The 18,042-nt window shown below is 60.4% G+C and carries 14 protein-coding genes and 1 pseudogene; 8 read left to right on the plus strand and 7 right to left on the minus strand.

From position 1 onward, the window contains the following. Nucleotides 1-60: 60 nt before the first annotated feature. The 7 genes from ACOYW1_RS16425 to ACOYW1_RS16455 all read left to right on the plus strand — a co-directional run bounded on the left by ACOYW1_RS16425 (nt 61) and on the right by ACOYW1_RS16455 (nt 12,423). On the plus strand, nt 61-1,143 hold the full coding sequence (locus ACOYW1_RS16425) for a hypothetical protein (protein ID WP_482418886.1): 1,083 nt from the start codon (nt 61-63) through the stop codon (nt 1,141-1,143). Continuing rightward, nucleotides 1,089-3,779, plus strand: coding sequence for an SIS domain-containing protein (locus ACOYW1_RS16430; protein ID WP_482418887.1), 2,691 nt, complete (start codon nt 1,089-1,091; stop codon nt 3,777-3,779). The genes ACOYW1_RS16425 and ACOYW1_RS16430 overlap by 55 nt, the downstream gene beginning before the upstream one ends. A 351-nt stretch (nt 3,780-4,130) precedes the next feature. Beyond that, on the plus strand, nt 4,131-5,126 hold the full coding sequence (locus ACOYW1_RS16435) for an ABC transporter substrate-binding protein (RefSeq protein WP_482418888.1): 996 nt from the start codon (nt 4,131-4,133) through the stop codon (nt 5,124-5,126). 44 nt (nt 5,127-5,170) lie between these two features. Beyond that, nucleotides 5,171-8,725 (plus strand): response regulator, encoded by a 3,555-nt coding sequence (locus tag ACOYW1_RS16440; protein WP_482418889.1) that lies wholly within the window; start codon nt 5,171-5,173, stop codon nt 8,723-8,725. A 10-nt stretch (nt 8,726-8,735) separates the two neighbouring features. Beyond that, the gene (locus ACOYW1_RS16445) at nt 8,736-9,659 is read left to right on the plus strand and encodes a CheR family methyltransferase (protein ID WP_482415633.1); all 924 of its coding nucleotides are present in this window, start codon (nt 8,736-8,738) and stop codon (nt 9,657-9,659) included. Continuing rightward, nucleotides 9,656-11,275, plus strand: a complete 1,620-nt coding sequence (locus ACOYW1_RS16450) for a response regulator (protein WP_482418890.1) — start codon at nt 9,656-9,658, stop codon at nt 11,273-11,275. Before ACOYW1_RS16445 ends, ACOYW1_RS16450 begins: the two co-directional genes overlap by 4 nt. A 182-nt stretch (nt 11,276-11,457) precedes the next feature. Continuing rightward, a complete protein-coding gene (locus ACOYW1_RS16455; protein ID WP_482418891.1) occupies nt 11,458-12,423 on the plus strand; it encodes an HD-GYP domain-containing protein in 966 nt (321 codons plus the stop codon). A 99-nt stretch (nt 12,424-12,522) separates the two neighbouring features. Here ACOYW1_RS16455 and ACOYW1_RS16460 read toward each other — a convergent pair whose 3' ends face one another. From ACOYW1_RS16460 to ACOYW1_RS16485, 6 genes and pseudogenes are all read right to left on the minus strand, one after another. Further along, on the minus strand, nt 12,523-13,563 hold the full coding sequence (locus ACOYW1_RS16460) for a tetratricopeptide repeat protein (RefSeq protein ID WP_482418892.1): 1,041 nt from the start codon (nt 13,561-13,563) through the stop codon (nt 12,523-12,525). Nucleotides 13,564-13,655: 92 nt separating this feature from the next. Continuing rightward, the gene (locus ACOYW1_RS16465) at nt 13,656-14,207 is read right to left on the minus strand and encodes a hypothetical protein (RefSeq protein ID WP_482418893.1); all 552 of its coding nucleotides are present in this window, start codon (nt 14,205-14,207) and stop codon (nt 13,656-13,658) included. 127 nt (nt 14,208-14,334) lie between these two features. After that, nucleotides 14,335-14,748: pseudogene (locus ACOYW1_RS16470) on the minus strand (MFS transporter); the annotation flags it as partial. A 114-nt stretch (nt 14,749-14,862) separates the two neighbouring features. Beyond that, nucleotides 14,863-15,549 (minus strand): MFS transporter, encoded by a 687-nt coding sequence (locus ACOYW1_RS16475; protein WP_482418894.1) that lies wholly within the window; start codon nt 15,547-15,549, stop codon nt 14,863-14,865. Nucleotides 15,550-15,769: 220 nt separating this feature from the next. Further along, nucleotides 15,770-16,159, minus strand: a complete 390-nt coding sequence (locus ACOYW1_RS16480) for a hypothetical protein (RefSeq protein ID WP_482418895.1) — start codon at nt 16,157-16,159, stop codon at nt 15,770-15,772. A gap of 126 nt (nt 16,160-16,285) precedes the next feature. Further along, nucleotides 16,286-16,630: a hypothetical protein gene (locus tag ACOYW1_RS16485; RefSeq protein WP_482415626.1), complete on the minus strand. Its 345-nt coding sequence runs from the start codon at nt 16,628-16,630 to the stop codon at nt 16,286-16,288. A 332-nt stretch (nt 16,631-16,962) separates the two neighbouring features. Here ACOYW1_RS16485 and ACOYW1_RS16490 point away from each other — a divergent pair, with 332 nt between their 5' ends. After that, complete coding sequence (locus ACOYW1_RS16490) at nt 16,963-17,094, plus strand: hypothetical protein (protein WP_482418896.1); 132 nt, start codon at nt 16,963-16,965, stop codon at nt 17,092-17,094. Here ACOYW1_RS16490 and ACOYW1_RS16495 read toward each other — a convergent pair. Next, entirely contained in the window at nt 17,091-18,002 is a 912-nt protein-coding gene (locus ACOYW1_RS16495) for an SDR family oxidoreductase (RefSeq protein WP_482418897.1), read from the minus strand. The two genes, ACOYW1_RS16490 and ACOYW1_RS16495, sit on opposite strands and share 4 nt — an antisense overlap. Nucleotides 18,003-18,042 lie beyond the last annotated feature (40 nt).

Genomic DNA, 18,042 nt, shown 5'->3' on the forward strand with positions numbered 1-18,042 from the left:
ACAAACCACGCGCCCGTCCTTTGCGGCGCCCGGATATAAAACCATTGGAGAATCTAAACCATGAAAAGGACGTTTTCTACACCCTGGACCACCCTGCGCTCCCTGCTCAACGCCCCCATCTGTTTCGGCAGGCGCCCCCAGGAACTCACCGGACATGCCTGGGTTCTCTTCCCCAATGCCCCCAACACCCTGCACTGCGGCCTTGCCGGCCTTGTCTCCTTTGAAAGGGGCCCTGCAGAGGGGCCCGTCCCCACCCTTGGGGAGGCCATCACGATCCTGTCCGCAAAGGGGCTCGACGCCGTCATCAACGCAGGCGACGAACTCGCCACCGACTACCTGGGTGGCCGGGAGCAGGTCACCGCCCTGTACAACGAGGCCTGCCGTTTCAAAGAGGACCACCTCTTCTCCCTTCTCCTGCAGAACCAGGACCAGCTTGAGGCCCTCTCCCGAGCCGCGACGACAATCCGCGAACTCCTCACCCGCGAAGAAGCGGCCTTCACCGAACAGGCGGGTTTTCTCTCCCCGGCCGACACCGATGCCGTGGCCGATGCCCTGGAAGGACTCCGGGATATCTCCTGGTCCCTTACCCAGGAGACCCTCACCAACGTCCGAAGCGTCAGGGACCTCGCCGGGGCCGAGCTGATTCAGTCCGGCAACGGATGGATCGTACCCTTCAAAAAGATCAACACCACCTTGAACGCCATCAACCGCCTTGAAGTCCGGGGACGCGACTCTGCAGGCATCTCCGTGATGTTCACCTTCCCGGCGAAAACATGGACCAAGCTCAGGGAATTCCTCCAGGCTGAAGGCCTGGAAGAGACCTTAAACGAGCGGTCCCAGGGCGACACCCTCCTCAACAACACCATTGCCGTGGAAGAGAGGGGAAAAAGCACTTCTGTTGCCTTTGTCTACAAACGGGCCGCAGAGATCGGCAGCCTGGGCGACAACGTCGATTTTCTCCGGAGACAGATTCGAAATGACCTGTTGCTCAAAGTGGCGGCAACCTTCAAACGCAGCGATTTTACGGTCTCTTCCCACACACGCGCGCCTGCTCTCGTGGTGCCATCACCGACGCCAACTGTCACCCGGTGGACAACCAGAACACCGACGGGCGCATCCCCCGCTCGGGCATCATCCACGTGAGCTTAAACGGCGATATCGACAACCACGCCTCCCTCAAAGGAGAGTACGAAGACCGGTTCGACACCCTCCAAAAGGAGATCACCACAGACACCAAGGTCATCCCCATGCAGATCGAGACCTACCTCAAGGCAGGTCACGACATCGAGGAAGCGTTTCGCCTTGCCGTCAACGATTTCCATGGGTCCCACGCCATCACCATGCAGACAGACCTGGCCCCGGGCAAGCTCTTTCTTGCCCAGAAGGGAAGCGGCCAGGCCCTTTTCGTGGGTATCGCCGAAGACCACTACATCGCCGTCTCCGAGGTGTACGGATTCGTTGAGGAAACCCCCCGTTACATCAAGCTCAACGGCGAAAAGACCATCACCGGCAAAGACGGCAAGCCCGTCTCCGGCCAGATCGTGGTCCTGGACGGCACCAGGGCACGCCTGGAAGGCGCCCAGGCCGGAATCCGCTCCTACCACTACGACGGCACCGAGGTGCCCGTCACCGTCGAATCCGTCATGGAGACGGAGATCACCAGCCGGGATATCGACCGCCAGCACTTTCCCCACTACTTCCTCAAGGAGATCTCCGAGTCTCCCGCTTCCGTGGAAAAGACCCTGCAGAACCGCTGGAAAATCGACGGGAAAAAAGAGCTCTGCAAGACCATGCTCGACGACAGCGCCATCCCCGAGGCCACCATCGCCCGCATCAAGGACGGAACCATCAAGCGCGTCTTTCTCGTGGGCCAGGGCACGGCAGGCATTGCGGCCCAGGCCATTGCCCACCTCTTCACCCATTACCTCGGAGACCCCGCCATCCAGGTCTGTCCCCTGAAAGCCTCGGAGCTCTCCGGGTTCATGATGGGCGACGGTGACGGGGACACCATGGCCGACGCCCTGGTCATCGCCATCAGCCAGTCCGGCACCACAACGGACACCAACCTGGCCGTGGACATGGTCAAGGCCAAGGGAGCCGCCACCCTGGCCATCGTCAACCGGCGCGACTCAGACCTCACCTTCAAAGTGGACGGGGTTGTCTACACCAGCAGCGGCCGAGACATCGAAATGAGCGTGGCCTCCACCAAGGCTTTTTACAGCCAGATCGTGGCTGGTGCCCTCATCGGGCTTCACCTGGCCGGCCAGACCAAAAAGCGCGATGCCCGCTTCATCTCCGAAGAGATCCGCGAGCTGCTGGCCCTGCCCACAAAAATGCGAAAAGTCCTGGACATGGTCGAGGACATCAAGGCGTCGGCCTTCACCCATGCCGTGAGCCGCACCTACTGGGCATCGGTGGGTAGCGGTGCCAACAAGGCCTCTGCCGACGAGATCCGCATCAAGCTCAGCGAGCTCTGCTACAAAACCATCTCCAGCGACTTCGTGGAGGACAAAAAGCACATCGACCTCTCCTCCGAACCCCTGATCATTGTCTGTGCCGCCGGCACCCGGGAGAGCGTCCTGGGCGATATCATCAAGGACACGGCTATCTTCCACGCCCACAAAGCCGTTCCCATCGTCATCGCCAGCGAAGGGGAGGAGCGCTTCAACAACTATGCGGCCAGTATCTTCCACGTGCCCCAGGTCTCCGAGCACCTGGCCCCCATCATCAACACCCTGGCTGGCCACATCTGGGGCTACTACGCGGCACTTGCCATCAACGATGGCTCCCGCGTGATCTTTGAGCACCGCAAGGAGCTGCAGAAGGTCATCACCTCCTTTGAAGCCAAAGGGATGAACCTGTACGAAATCATTCTTGAGAAGGCCTTCCGTGAAAAGATCACCAAAGGTTCACCAGCGGTTCTGCGCGATCAGCCGGTGCAATGGAAGTTGCCTCCCATCCTGGGTTTCAACACCGCCTCGGACATCACCCTGCTGCTGAAATACCTCGCGGGCAAGCTCCCCTCAGCGGATTTTGAGCTGGACTTCGATTGCAAGGGCACCCCGTCCAACATGCTGGACAAGCTCTTCGGCTGCTTTTCCAATGCCATCAACGCCATGGCAAGGCCTGTGGACGCCATCAAGCACCAGGCCAAGACCGTCACCGTGGGCACCAGCCGCATCACCGAGACCTTCGAAGGGATCCTGTTCGATGCCCTGAACCACCGGGGTATCACCCTGCCCCAGATCACCAGTTCCAACGTTCTGGTTCTGAAAAACCTGCAAGGGGTGATCTCCGGCATCAAGGGCTCCCTGCTCTACCGCATCGACGGCCTCAACCTCCTGGGCGAGGCCACCCCCGAGACCACCATCTCCCTGGTGGACAAGGACGGGATCTTCACCCACACCACCTCAAGGGTGGAGAGCGATCCGCGGCTCAAGGGGACCAAAAGCATCATCGTCCGGGAAGGCAATGTCTTTATCGGCAAGGGGAACAAGGACGACAAGAACACCCTGATCATCCCGGTTCTCTCCCAAAACGCCAACGTCATCGAATTCATCCTCTCCATCAACGTCACATTCAAGGAGGGGCGCATTCCCCTCCACAGCAAATCCAAGGCCCTGGGCGGCAAGCACGAACGTATCCGCAACATCGTTCAGGAGATGGGCCATACCTGGGACGACGCCTATTTAGAGCTGGTTCCCATTGATGAACTCTTCGGCCTCTCTGCCGAGAAAATCGGCGAAAAAATGGTCAAGACCCTGGAGAACGCCGCTTAACCCCACAGACAGAACAGCCGGGGGAGAGCGTTTGCAAAAACGGCTCCCCCGGCTTTTTCCCCCCGTATCGCCGCCCCCCTTTCCCTCTCCGCTCACCCGTTGAAGAACCGATGAGAAAATCCTGCCTTTTTTTGTTTTTTTTGCTCCAGTTTTTTAGACAATTGTCGATTCCTCTAATGAGAGGAATAATGCTTTCGTCAAAAAGTCGGCATTGCCCCCCCCTCGTTGACAAAATTGTGTACGCTGCACGCAGGCCAAGTCACGGCACGCAGCGTATCAACACCGTTTCATCGACTTTTTGCGAGGCCACCGGGGCATTGGGACCCGACCGGCCCATGTTCTGGAGTGTGCGTGAACAAACATCTGATCTACCTGACCGCTGTCATCCTTGCCCTGGTTGTCGTCTCCGGAGGCGTCATTGACCTGGAAAGACGCAAAGGTCCCCACATCGGTGTCCTGCAGTGGACCGAACAGGTTCCCCCGTTCCGCCTCGCCAGGGAGGGAGTCCAGTCGGGCCTGGCCTCCATCGGGCTCAAAAACGGAGAGAACCTCACCCTCACCATCCACAACGCCGAACAGAGCCGGGAAATGGCCCTGTCGGCCATCCGGGAGTTCAAACGCCAGAAGGTGGACCTTCTGATCACCCTGGGCACCGCAGGCACCCTCCTTGCCATGGAGGAGGCCCCCGACCTTCCCATTGTCTACACACTGGTGGCGGCCCCGGACGCAACGGGCATCATCCCGGACACCACGGGCTTCGGCCCCAACCTCACCGGCGTCAGCATGCGGGTTCCGGCCCGCATCCAGCTCCTTTCCGCCCAGCAGATCATGCCCGGGCTCTCTCGCCTGGGGATCCTCTATTGCTCCGAAACCCTTGCCGCAACGGCCACGGCTCACGAAGCGGCCGCGGCAGCAGGCTCCCTGGGCTGGGAGGTGGTCAAGGTGGCCATTGAAAAACCTGATCTGGACACCCTGGCCGCACGGGCCGCAGAGCTGTCCGGCACCACGGACGCCATCTATATCCCGGCCGACGCCATCCTCAACCTTCCCTCCAACATGCGCCGCATCACCGCCGTCACCGACAAGGACGGGATCCCCCTCATCGGCGTGGGCGGGGAACAGGTCAAACAGGGCTTTACCCTCATGGCCGTCCACTGCAATTTTGCCGAGACCGGCAAACAGGTCAAAAGCCCGGTGGAAAAAATCCTCGCCGGGCTCAGCGCGGGCTCCATTCACCCGCAAAGCCCCCAGCTCCATGAACTCACCATCAACCTGAAAAAAGCCAGAGACCTGAGCATCCCCATCCATCGCAACGCGATCCTGATGGCCGACAACATTTACGAATAACCTCACCGACTGGGCCCCCCCGGTCCCCGAAGGCTGCAAAATACATGATCCAGTTGTTTCCCAAAAAATACAGCTCCAGGCTGATGGCCATCACCTTCATCGCAGGCATCCTGCCCATTGCCATCTTCGGCATTGCCATCACCCTCATCACCCGGGATCTTCCCCAACGGACCAACGAGACCATCCAAAAGGGCCTGGGAGACCTGCAACAGCAACGCGAGCAGCTCCTCACCGACACCCTGGCCAAAAGCGTCCGTCAAAAATCCATGGACGTGGCCCTCCAGATCGAACTCTACCTGGAGCTGCGCCCCACCCTCAGCCTGGGCGATCTCCAGAAGGATCCCCGGTTCCGGAGCATTGCCCTTCAGCCCATTGAAAAAAACGGCTACACCACCCTCATCGACACCCGGGAAGGCACCACCCTCTTCCACCCGATCAAGGACCTGGAGAACACCTCCGTTGCTCACATCGACGAAGCCTCCGATGAATTTTTCTCCATCATCTCCTCAAGCCTCGGGGGAAAATACGCCTCGGGCTACTTTTCCTGGAAGGAGGAGTCGGGCCAGACACGCCGCAAGTTCACCTTCATCGCCCCGGTGATGCGCACCACGGCCGACGGCCTGCCCATGGCCGTGGCCACGGTCATCAACATGGACGAGTTGGCCCCCTCATTTCTGGAAACCCGGAAGACGTCCAAGGGTACGGCCCTCTACTTCATCAACCGGGCCCAGCATCTTCTCAGCACCTTCAAGCGATTTATCCTCTTCTGCATGCTCCTGGGGCTGCCGGTGGTCCTTGCCCTGGCCAACTGGGCAAGCGCCTACTTCTCCCGTGCCGTCAACCAGCTCAAACACGCCACCCACCAGATCCGCAACGGCGATTTCACCATCCGGCTGGACAACAACGCCTCCGGGGACATCGGTGAGCTCATGCAGGACTTCAACCACATGACAAAACGCCTTGCCGAGACCACGGTCAGCAAAAAGCGCCTGGAGTCCAACGAAGAGGAGCTGACCCGGACCAACCAGGTGCTCACCCGGGAAATCGAAGAACATGAACGGGTGCGTGAGGAGCTCCAGAAACAGCACGAGGTGCTGGAAAAACAGAGGGACCACCTCCACAGCGTCAACGAGGAGCTCTCCCGGTCCCGGAAAAAAATCCAGCGTCAGAACTGGCTCAGCATCGGCCAGAGCGAATTCCACAGGCGCATCCAGGGGGACCTCTCCATGGAGGAGCTCGGCAGGCAGATCATCCACTTCCTGTCCAACTACTTAGATGCCCAGGCCGGACGGATCTATCTCGTGGACGAAGGCGTTCTCATCTGCATCGGCGGATTTGCAGGGGCTGCCCCCGACGGTGAAGCGCCCCCCATCCCCCTGGGCGAAGGCCTTGTGGGGGAAGCGGCTGTTTCCGGCAGCCGGCTGCGCATCACCGATGTGCCCGCGGATTACCTGCCCATCCACTCCGGGCTTCTGGATGCATACCCCTGTGAAGTGGTGATCCAGCCCTGCCTCCACAACGAAAAAAGCCTGTGTGTGGTGGAACTGGCGGGCCTGGGCCCCTTTTCCCGCCAGGACCTGAGATTCCTCGACCTCATGAACAAGCAGATCGCCGTGGCCGTGGACTCCACCCAGGGACGCATCCGCACCGAAGCCCTGCTGCACCAGACGCGCAAACAGGCCGAAGAGCTCGAACTCCAGCAGGAGACACTCCAGCAGATCAACCAGGAACTCGAAGAGCAGACCCAGCAGCTGGAAGAGCAAAAGGAGAGCATCAAAAAGAAAAACATAGAACTCGAGGAGGCCGGGGTCCTGATCCGCCAGAAGGCCAAAGACCTTGAGCTCTCCTACAGCTACAAGTCCCAGTTCCTGGCCACCATCTCCCACGAACTCAGGACCCCCTTGAACAGCATCCTGCTGCTCTCACGCATGATGGAAGAGAACACGGAACGAAACCTCACCGATGACCAGGTGGAGTTTGCCGGAACAATTCACTCCTCCGGCTCCCAGCTCCTGACCCTCATCAACGAGATTCTGGACCTCTCCAAAATCGAAGCGGGCGGCATGACCGTGACCCTCTCCCCCACGCCCCTGTCCGCCCTGGTGGAGAGCCTTCGGCGCATGTTCCAGCCCCTGGCCGAAGAAAAAGGCCTCGCCTTTACCCTGAGCATTGCCCCGGATGTGCCCGATACCGTTGAGACCGACCGCCAGAGACTGGAACAGATCCTCAAGAACCTTCTGACCAACGCCCTGAAGTTCACGGACACAGGCTCGGTGAGCCTCGGCATCACCATCCCCTCCCCCCAGGAGCTCCCGTCCGGCACAAGCCTGCCTGCCCACTCGGCCCTGGCCTTCCGCGTCACCGATACGGGCATCGGCATCCCCAAAGAGAAACACGCCCATGTGTTCGAGGCCTTCTGCCAGGTGGACGGCACCGAAAGCAAACAGTATTACGGAACCGGCCTCGGCCTGACCATCTCCCGGGAGCTCTCCGGCCTCCTGGGGGGATCTCTCCACCTCTCCAGCGAGCAGGGGGTCGGCAGCTGCTTTACCCTCTTGCTTCCCTGCACCGGAGCCACAAAGGGTTCCCCCATCACCCCTGCGGCCATTCCCGCCAGGGGAGCCACGGCACCCGCGCCCTTTGAGGGGCCTTCTGAAAAGGCCGCTGCAACGCAGCCCAAGCCAGGGGACAAATCCTTGCTCATCATCGAAGATGATGTGACCTTTGCCTCCCTTCTCGTCAAGCTGGCCCGGGAAAAGGGCTTCGACACCCTGGTCACCGAAGAGGGGGAGACAGGCCTTCACTTTGCCGACTTTTTCTGCCCCACGGCCATCATCCTCGACATCACCCTTCCCCGCATGAACGGATGGGACGTCTTCGACCGGCTCAAAACCAACCCGGTAACCTCCGCCATCCCCGTGCACGTCATCTCCTCCAGGGACCAGAAGGGAAAAGCCATGGACATGGGGGTCGCCGGATTCCACGCCAAGCCGGTGAGCCTGGAGCACCTGCACGAAGTGCTCTCCGAAATCGACGCAACCCACCGGGCCACGGCCTCGGGCTCCGTAACTGCCCAGGATGGAGAACATCCCGCCGGGGATGCGGGCCTTGAGACCATGCACCGGAACCTGGACGAGGCCACCCTCTTCCTCCACGGGGTGGAATCCACCCTGCCGAGACCCATGAACCAGGACCGCCCCCTGTGCCACGACAAAGAGTCGATCCTCAGCGGCCGCAAGGTCCTCATCGTGGATGACGACATGCGAAACGTCTTTGCCCTCAAGCGGCTTCTCCATGAAAAAGGGATGGATGTGGTGGTGGGACGAAATGGCCGGGAAGGCTTGACCCGCCTTAAGGAGACCCCGGATGTGGATCTTGTCCTTATGGACATCATGATGCCGGAAATGGACGGCTACCAGGCCATTCGGGCCATTCGAAAAGACGCCGAGCACAAGGAGCTGCCCATCATCGCCCTGACGGCCAAGGCCATGGCCGAAGACCGTACGGCAAGCATCGAAGCCGGGGCCAACGACTACATGCCCAAGCCCGTGGACCCGGACAAACTTCTCTCCATGCTCCGGGTCTGGCTCTATGTGTAAAGGGGACCCCATGGCAACGGCTCCGTCCCTCACCGACAACGAGGCCATTGAAATGGCGTGCCTGCTGTACGCCATCCACCGGAAGTACGGCTACGATTTTCAGCAATACGCCGCAGGCTCCCTGTGCAGGCGATTGAAAAGCCGCCTGAAGCGATCGGGACTCACCTGTTTTTCTGAAATGCAGTACCGGGTATTGAACGACCGGTCTTTTTTTGAAACCGTGCTGGCCGACCTCTCCATCAACGTCACCGAGATGTTCCGGGACCCTCACTTTTTCAAAGCCCTTCGGGAACACGTGGTGCCCAAGCTCGCAGAGCGCCCCTTTATCCGGGTCTGGGTGGCGGGGTGCGCCACGGGAGAGGAGGCCTACTCCATGGCCATCCTCCTTCAGGAAGAGGGGCTTGCCGGCCGCTTCCGCATCTACGCCACGGATTTTAACGAGCGGGTCCTGCGCACGGCCAGGGAAGGGATCTACCCCATCGAAAGCATCCGCACGTACACACGAAACCACCTGCTCTCCGGGGGGTGCGGCTGCCTGGTGGACCACTACACGGCCCGGTACGACAACGTCATCATGAACCGGGCCATCAAAGACACCATCCGCTTTTCCGACCACAACCTGGTCTCCGACAGCCATTTTGGAGAGATGGACCTGATCCTCTGCCGCAACGTCCTGATCTACTTCAGCCCCCCGCTGCGCAACCGGGTCATCGGCACCTTCTTCGACAGCCTGGCCCCGGACGGATTCTTCTGCCTGGGAACCGGTGAATCCATGAGCATCACCTCCTGGGCCGATCGCATGGTCCCGGTGGCTGGCAAGGAGAAGATTTACCAGAAAAATGAGACACCGTCCCCTGCGACCCCTTGCAGTGAGCCTGCGATGTCGCCGGGCCATGCCCCCGGCATCGACGCAACCGGAGTGATTACCCCATGATGAACCATGCAACCCAACAGATTCTGCTGGTGGACGACCTGGAGGAGAACCTCCTCGCCCTCAAACATGTGCTGGCCCGTCCCCACCTCACCATCCTCACCGCCACATCGGGCAACGAAGCCCTGGGGCTGTTGCTGGACCACCCGGTGGCGCTGATCCTCATGGATGTGCAGATGCCGGAGATGGACGGTTTTGAGACCGCCGAGCTCATCCGCGGCAACCCGGACACCTGCCGCATCCCCATCATCTTTGTCACCGCCATCAACACCGATACCCAGCACATCTTCAAGGGCTACGACGCCGGGGCTGTGGACTACCTCTCCAAGCCCCTGGACCCGGAAACCCTCGTCCGTAAGGTCAACGTCTTCCTGGAACTGCACCAGTACCAGCAATCCCTCCTGGCCACCACCCGGGAACTCTCCGAGACCGTGGATACCCTGAAGGAGGCCAACTCCCAGATCCAGGTCCATCAGAAGAAAAAGCTACGGGAAGAGCGCCTGAAGGTGCTGCTGCAGATGGCCGGGGCCATGGCCCACGAACTGAGCCAGCCCCTCATGGCCCTCCAGGGAAACATCCAGCTTATGAACATCCACAGGGAGGCCCCGGACAAGCTGCCCCTTTACATGGAGCGCATCGAGGAGTCCGGACGCCGCATCGCAGGAATCATCCGCAAAATCCAGACCCTCCAGGTGGACGACACCCGGGAGTATCCCGGGGTCTCCTCCATCATCGACCTGGACCAGACCATCCGGATTCTCGTGGTGGGCAGGGACGGCCGTGAAGGCTCTCCGCTGGTGAAGGCCCTCAACACCCTGGACCGCCTGGACGTTACCTGTGTGGAGGACACCAGGGGTGCCAAAGAAGCCCTGGAAAAAAACAGCCGGGACCTCCTGTTCATCTCCCGCCCCTTACCGGACGGCGCTGCCGAGGACCTGGCCCGGAACCTCACCCCCCCTGCCCAGCGACCGCTTTTTGTCATCATCACTGAAGGAACCGACGAACTCACCGTCTCACGCCTCATCCGCCAGGGCGCCCTGGAGGTGCTGGATCGCGCCGGCATCACCCCGGACCTCATCCGTACCCTGCTTCACCGCGCCCTGGACACCGTGGTCTCAGGCTCCACCCTGGCGGCCATGGACCGGGCCGACGAAGCCTCCCTGCGAGACCCCTGCACGGGCCTTTACACCCGCCAGTGCTTTGAAAACCTGCTTCACCGGGAGGTCAAGCGTGCCCACCGCATGGGCCAGGGCCTCGCCCTGCTGCTGCTTCACCTCACCAGTTTCGAAGAGGTTATCGCCACGTACGGCACCGAGGCCGGCGACATGGTCCTGGGCATCGTGGGGAGCCTGCTGGGGGACATGACCCGCTCCGACGATTTGGCCGCCCGCTTCGACAACGCCACCTTCGCCGTCCTCTTGAGCGGCATCACCGACCCGGAGGTCCCGCGTATCTCCCACCGGTTTACCGATGCCATCACCCAGCGGGACTTTGTGTTCAACGCCTTCCGCTTCAACCTCTCCCTGGAGGCGGGTATCGGCATGCTCCCTCCGGGCATGCCGGGCACCGCCGAAGGGCTTCTCCTCGAGGCCCAGCGTTCCTTTTCCATGACCGCCTGAAAACCCGGCGGCCCAGGTTCGACGCCGTCGTCGGCTGTCAACACCCCCGGGCCGTCGCCCACCGGATGCATGCTTTTCCTTTATCCTTTGAATTCAGAATGATATTATCAAAGTTGTCGCGAGACGATCTCACGCACAGGTTGTTTTTTTAACGCATCAATCCTTTCCCGGGAGGACACGCCATGATGGAGAAAAAAACCGTGTTGATTGTTGATGACATGCCCGAAACCACCCAGCGGCTCCTGGGGTTGCTCAAGGACACATGCACCACCCGCACCGTCACATCCAGTGAGGCGGCACTGCAACTCGCGGGGTCCGCCGCCCCCCCGGACCTGATCCTCCTGGACACCCGCTCGGCCGATGCCGAGGCCAGGGAGATCAGCCAGCAACTCAAAAACAGCGGGGCCGACAAAAACGTCCCGGTCCTCGTCCTCAGGTCCCTTGAAGAGTCACCGGCCCAGGAAGACACCGAAGGGATCCGCGAACTCACCGCCGTCAGGGACGTCGTTCTCCTGGCCATGGGGTCCCTTGCGGAAACGCGGAACAACGAATCCGTCAATCACATCCGGCGCACCTCCCGCTTCGTCAAGGTCCTGGCCCAGGAGCTGAGCCAGACCGCCGGCTACAGGGAGATCCTGACCCCGGACACCATTGAGATGATGTTCCGGGCCGCGCCCCTGCACGACCTGGGCAAGGCCGGGGTCTCGGACAGCCTGCTCCTGAAACCCGGCAAACTCACCGATGAGGAGTACGAACGGGTCAAGCGCCACACGCTCCACGGACGCGATGCCCTTCGCAACGCACAGACTCTCCTGGGCCTGTCAGCCCCCTTTCTGGACATTGCCTGCGACATCACCGGATGCCACCACGAACGCTGGGACGGCAGCGGCTACCCCGACGGTCTCACCGGAGAGGAGATCCCCATTGCCGCACGCCTCATGGCCCTGGCAGACGTCTACGACGCCCTGGTAACCTACCGGAGCTACAAGCCGGCCTTCTCCCACGGGGTGGCCGTGGAGATCATCAAGGGGGGACGCGGCACCCAGTTTGCCCCCGAGGTGGTGGATGCCTTCCTGGCCACCGAGCAGGCCTTTCAGGACATTGTCCTGGAGTTCACGGACTTTCAGGAAGAAAAGCTGGCGCTGTAAGCCCACCGCCCCAGAAAACAACAAAGCCCCGGGTTCGATGAACCCGGGGCTTTTGCATGGCCTCAGTGAAAACAGGGCCGCGATTGTCTGGCCTTCCCGTTACTTTTTTTCCGCCTGGGTTACGTTTTTCAGCGGTTCCACCCAGGATTTTCCCGCCTTGTAAAGCTCCAGCCGCTCCCGCAAGGGGGCCTCCAGCTCCTTTTCACCGGTTTCATCGAGCTTCTTGATGGCATCCTCCTGAACATGGATGGCTTTTTCGTACATGCCGTTGGCGGCGTAGGCCGCTGCCAGGGTATCCAGGGCGCTGGGCTGGGTTGCCCCCGAGGCCACGAGGTGTTCGGCAAGTTTCAAGGCCCGCTTGCTGTCCCGGTAGGTCACGTCCGGGCAGGTGGCCAGAATCCAGGCCAAATCGTTGGTTGCAAGCAGGGAGGAGCGGGACTTCACCTTGAGGGCCTCCTCCAGCCAGCGGATGGCAATCCCGATGTCCTGGGGAACCCCGATGCCGGTGCGGTACATTCCCGCCACCCTCAACATGCCTTCGCTGTTGCCGAGCTCCGCCGATCGCAGAAACCAGTTGAAGGCCGCCTCCATGTTCTTGCTCACGCCCCGTCCCCCTGCGTACATCACGCCGAGGGCAACACAGGCCGGGGAAAAATTCTGCCGGGACGCCTTTTTGAACCAGAAAATCGCCAGCTCCTCGTCACGGGGAACACCCACCCCTTCGGCGTAGAGCAGGCCCAGGCCGTAGCGGGCTTCGGCCAGCCCACGATCTGCGGCATACTGATAGTAGCGCTTGGCCGCTTCCGGGTCTGCCTTGGTGCCGTCCCCTTTCTGGTACATGAGGCCCAGCATCTGACAGGCCTGGAGGTGCCCCTGAAGGGCGGCTTTCTGGTACCAGGCAAACGCTTTGGAGCTGTCTGCCTTCACAAAATCAACCACCTGGCGATGGTAAAGGTAGCCCATCACGAACTGAGCCCCGGCATCGCCTTTACCCGCCTTGGCTTTGTCCGTGAGGAACCGTTCCTGGCTGTACCCGCCGGGAAAGCCATCCTTGTCCGCCGGTGCCGGGGTGCCAGCCAGGCTCCCATGGGCCCAGAAAAGGCACAGAACACAAATCAGCAGAATTCGTCGTTTTTTCATACACACCCTCGTTTTCGTCATCATCCCTTGGGTCAAAGGGAACCTACCGTATTGAATAACCTTGCCACGTCGGCCCTGCCACGGGGGCCGACTCATGTGCCCACGGGAAACACCCGGCGCGCAATAACCCCTGCATACCGGAGCAATCCCACGCCGCAGGCCAGATAAAGCCCTCCGGTCACGCACCCGGACCAGAGGCGAACCTTGGCCGAGGTCTCCAAAAGAGCCACCTTGCTTCCGTACACCGCCCAGGTGGATCCAAAGGCCGCCAGGTAATGAAAGGAGAAGCCGATACCCACGAGCCCCAGGAGAAACAAGGCCCCCTTCACCAGAGCCGCGGGGGTGACTTCAGGGGCCGACGGCAGCTCAAAGGGCACGGGGTTGAAGGCCTGCGCCAGGGTATCTGCCTTGGCGAGGAGCACCCCTGAAAAAAGAAGCATCACAAAGGGCAGAAACGCATTGAGCTGGGCAAAGGCACTCACCCGGGCGGCCATGGCAAAGGCCTCATCTCCGGGGAGCATCCGCAGGGCATCCTTAGACATAAAGTAATTGCCCACGACACCGGGAATGGCGAAAAATGCTTTGACGGCATAGAAAAGGGCCAGGAGTCGAATGGCGATACCGGTCAATTTCTGTGATTCCATGGGGGGGAAGACCTTTCCTCATGTTTCATTCATAAAAATAAGACCATTTTTTATAACTCATTTCGACCAAAAACGGTATGACCAAGATCACTCCACCCTTTTTCCGAGGCCGTGCAAATCGCCTCGTTCACCGGGACGGCGGCAGCACACCGTCATCGGAAAGAAAGGGCTCAACGGCATTACCCGGGGCCTCCTTGCGGAGCTGCAGGCCTGTCCAGAGCCCGGCGGCAAGAAACACCGTCCCGCCCACCAGCAGGGTAGCGGACATACCGTACCCATCGGCATACCATCCCAGAAACGGCCCAACGGCCACAAAGGAGAGGCGAATGATGAGGCTTCGGATGGAGAGGACCGTGGCCCGGATCTCCGAAGGGGTGGACTCGTTGATATAGTTTCGAAGCACCGGGGTGGCCACCCCGCGGACCATATAAAAAAGGTAAAGAAACGCCACGGCCCAGATGGTGGAGAACAGACTGAGGCAAAGATAGCCTGACCCGATGCAAAAGGCGATGAGCAAGACGGTTAGGTCCCGCCCCAGCCGGCCTGCCCAGGCCTTTCCACGTCATGGAGACAAAGCCGGTGGTCAGGTTCAGGGCAGGGAGAAACAACCCGTAGAGGGCCAGGGGAACGGACAGGTGCACGAAATAGGGCTGGATCAGCCATGCCATGGTGAGGGTGGCCGTACCGATGACGGACGAATAGACGATGCGCCACTTAAGGCCCGTGTTCCGGGTAAGGGCGTAGCGGATGATCTGAAAAATCTGGGTAAAATTTCCCTTTTGGATGACCCGTCGCCGCTGGGGCTCGAAAAGGAGGAGGGACGCGGGTACCGCGGAAAAGGCCACCACTGCCTGGAAATAAAAAGGAGTCCGAGGCTCAGGGCTGCAAGCCCCACCCCGATGGGTGCGGCGATGGCTTCGGCGTAGTTGCCGCTGGAGACCAGGCGCCCCTCTTCTTTCAGGTAGGTATTGCCCAGCCCCTGCTCTTCCAGAGTGTCGTAAAGAAGGGCGGAATCCGACCCCGAGATAAAGCTCTGGCCCACCCCGAGGATCATCTCGCAGGCAAGGAACCCCCAGAACCCGGAAGACACGCTGTACAGGCCGAAACCAACGGCCCCCATGACACTGCCGATGACCAAAGAGACCTTGCGCCCCCAGATATCCCCAAAGTATCCCGAGGGAATCTCCATCAGCACCACGGCAAAGGAGTATGCCGCCTTGAGCAGAAAAAGGTCCCGGGTGCCTAGCCCGTTCTCCCGGTAAAAGAGAAACACAATGGGCACGGTGAGCATCAGCCACTTGGAGATCTTGATCACATAGAGTTTGACAATATTTGATTTCACATCACGGCGCATCGCCAGACCAACCTTTTCCCCTTTCGGGCATGCATGTCCGGCGGCTCATCCCCCGGGCGGCTCCCACGGTTCCCGGCGCCGGCAAACGAAAGCCCGGGCCTGTGGGGCAGGTGAAGGGAAGGTGTAGTCGATTCCCGTGCTGATTTCAAGGAGATTCATGACGGCTGCCGCCGGGATTTTCTATGGCTCCGGTTCCCGCAGACAGGCATCAATCAAAGCGTGTCCGGCTGCTCAGGGTATTCACCGGCACCTCGGTGGAATCCATGGGATGTGGCTTTTCGGAAAGCGGTTCCCGGGCGTTGACAAACGGCAGGAGCCGGAAGCTTCGCTTAAACGCCACACCCATGGCCTCAAAAAAGAAGCACCGCTCCTGAACAAAAGCGATGCCGGCCTCCCGGGCAAGAAAGAGGCTGAAGGCAAAAAAAACGAGATTCACCACCTCCCCTGCCATGTGCAGCACCAGACGCACCACCTTGGGAACGGGCGCAAGGGCGACACACACGGAGCCCACGGAATGGATCACCATGAAAAAGAGGAGAAAAAGGAAAAAAAAGGCCACTCGGATCAGGAAGGATCCCTGATTTTTTTCTGGGTTCACGGAACGTCTCACGTCTCTCGGTTGGGGTTGGCGGGCGGCCTTGAACCCCACGTTTCAGGCTGCCCTCCCCTACATACGAGACCGAAGGCTCTCCTTCAAGGGAAAAGCCCTCCGACACCGTGCCCCCTACTGCACCTTGTGCAGCACCTCGGCCATGACGGCAAAGCTCTTGTAGATGATGTAGCCACCCACAAAGAGCCCGACCACGGGCAGAAAGGTGAGCCCGGTAAGGAGAAAAAAGAGCCCCACGGCCAGGAGGGCAATGCCGTTGGTGAGGCTGCTGATGCGCTCGAACAGGACCTCCCTGGAGGAGAGCACCCGCCGGTGTCGCCTCTCAAGCCCCTTTCTGCGGTCTGCCGGCGCCTCACTGGCCTGAGGTTCCGAGCCCGTGTTGCGGCGCTCGCTTCCGGAGCGTCGCCCCTTTAACGTGACCACCCGTTTTTCATCTTGGATCGTATACATATCTTCCATGGCACCCCCTGGATCGGATCGCGCCCTTGCCGGGCGTTTCCGAGGCATTGATCATCCAGTGTTCCCGGTGAATCAACAAGCATCGTTCGTCTGTTTTAAGGGGAAACCAATGAGACCTGATGCGGAAGGGGCAAGGAGAAAAACATGGGAAGGAAATCCGGTACCGAAATCGCCGGAGATGGGACAGAACACTGCGTTATTCCATGAAATCAGTATACCCCGACCGGTGCGGGGTGTCAAACTCGGAGCCTTGGCCCGGATATTCTACGAGAAAACGACCAATCGGAGTTATAGAGTATTATTGCGAAAGGTTGCTGTAAAGAAATCAAAGAGTGGTAAACTATCCGGCCTCTGCGGCTCCTTCCTCGGACGGCAGCGTCATTGCCGTGCGGCCGGTGGAGGCCGGGTACAAGGTCCGGGACAACGAGGGCTTCGCCAATCTCATCCTGGAGGTCGTATTTTAAAAAAGCGATGCCATGAACCGGAACGAATCCACCACGGAGCCCAGGGGAGCAGCATTCTCAAGGGAGGTGATGCCTTCCCAGTTGGCTTGGATCTCTTCCGGCGTGATGGGACGCTCCGCATCGCCGAGACAGAGCCCCGGGGCACAGCAGATGGCGGTGCGGCTGAACCAGCCCGCTGCGCAGTTAAAAATCATCCCCGTCTCCCGGTTCTCCTGGGAGGCAAGGTAGAGCACCAGGGGGGCGATGAACTCGGGCTTCAGCTTGGTAAGAATCTCAGGGGGCATCACGTCGTCGGTCATGCGGGATGCCGCCACCGGAGAAATGGCGTTGCATAGAATGTTGTGCTTGCTCCCTTCGGCCACCACGCTGTGCATCAACCCCACCACCCCCATCTTGGCCGCCATGTAGGCGGACTGACCGAAGTTGCCGTAAAGGCCCGAGCCCGAGGTGGTGTTGATGATCCGGCCGTACCCGTTCTTTTTCATCAGGGCAAAGGCAGGGCGCGTCACGCAAAAGGCCCCCTTGAGGTGGACATCCACCACAAGCTCCCAGTCTTCCTCGGTCATCTTCAAAAGGCTCTTGTCCCGTAAAACCCCCGCGTTGTTCACAAGGACGTCCACCCGGCCAAAGGCATCCTCGGCCGTGGCGATGATCCGTTCGCCGCCACGGGCGCTGGCCACCGAGTTGGTAAGGTCCGAGGAACGGGCGCCGCCCCCGTACTGCGCCAATTCGCTCACCACCTTGTCTGCGGCTTCATGCGCCTTTCCCGTGCCGTCCCGGTTTCCTCCGAGGTCATTGACCACCACCCGGGCTCCCCGGGACGCAAAGGCATGGGCATAGGCCCGACCGATGCCGGAGCCGGCCCCGGTGATCACCACCACCTGGTCGTCAAAACGGATCTTGTCCATACACGTCTCCTTATCATCGCAAAAAAGGGGTCCATGATTG

Source organism: Desulfoluna sp. CYM3A (assembly GCF_056829965.1).

What these genes read in the sequence shown, in the direction of transcription:
- ACOYW1_RS16425 (WP_482418886.1), top strand. Translation starts at nt 61, where the DNA reads ATGAAAAGGACGTTTTCTACACCCTGGACCACCCTGCGCTCCCTGCTC.
- ACOYW1_RS16440 (WP_482418889.1), top strand. Translation starts at nt 5,171, where the DNA reads ATGATCCAGTTGTTTCCCAAAAAATACAGCTCCAGGCTGATGGCCATC.
- ACOYW1_RS16445 (WP_482415633.1), top strand. Translation starts at nt 8,736, where the DNA reads ATGGCAACGGCTCCGTCCCTCACCGACAACGAGGCCATTGAAATGGCG.
- ACOYW1_RS16450 (WP_482418890.1), top strand. Translation starts at nt 9,656, where the DNA reads ATGATGAACCATGCAACCCAACAGATTCTGCTGGTGGACGACCTGGAG.
- ACOYW1_RS16455 (WP_482418891.1), top strand. Translation starts at nt 11,458, where the DNA reads ATGATGGAGAAAAAAACCGTGTTGATTGTTGATGACATGCCCGAAACC.
- ACOYW1_RS16460 (WP_482418892.1), bottom strand. Translation starts at nt 13,563, where the DNA reads ATGAAAAAACGACGAATTCTGCTGATTTGTGTTCTGTGCCTTTTCTGG.
- ACOYW1_RS16465 (WP_482418893.1), bottom strand. Translation starts at nt 14,207, where the DNA reads ATGGAATCACAGAAATTGACCGGTATCGCCATTCGACTCCTGGCCCTT.
- ACOYW1_RS16485 (WP_482415626.1), bottom strand. Translation starts at nt 16,630, where the DNA reads ATGGAAGATATGTATACGATCCAAGATGAAAAACGGGTGGTCACGTTA.
- ACOYW1_RS16495 (WP_482418897.1), bottom strand. Translation starts at nt 18,002, where the DNA reads ATGGACAAGATCCGTTTTGACGACCAGGTGGTGGTGATCACCGGGGCC.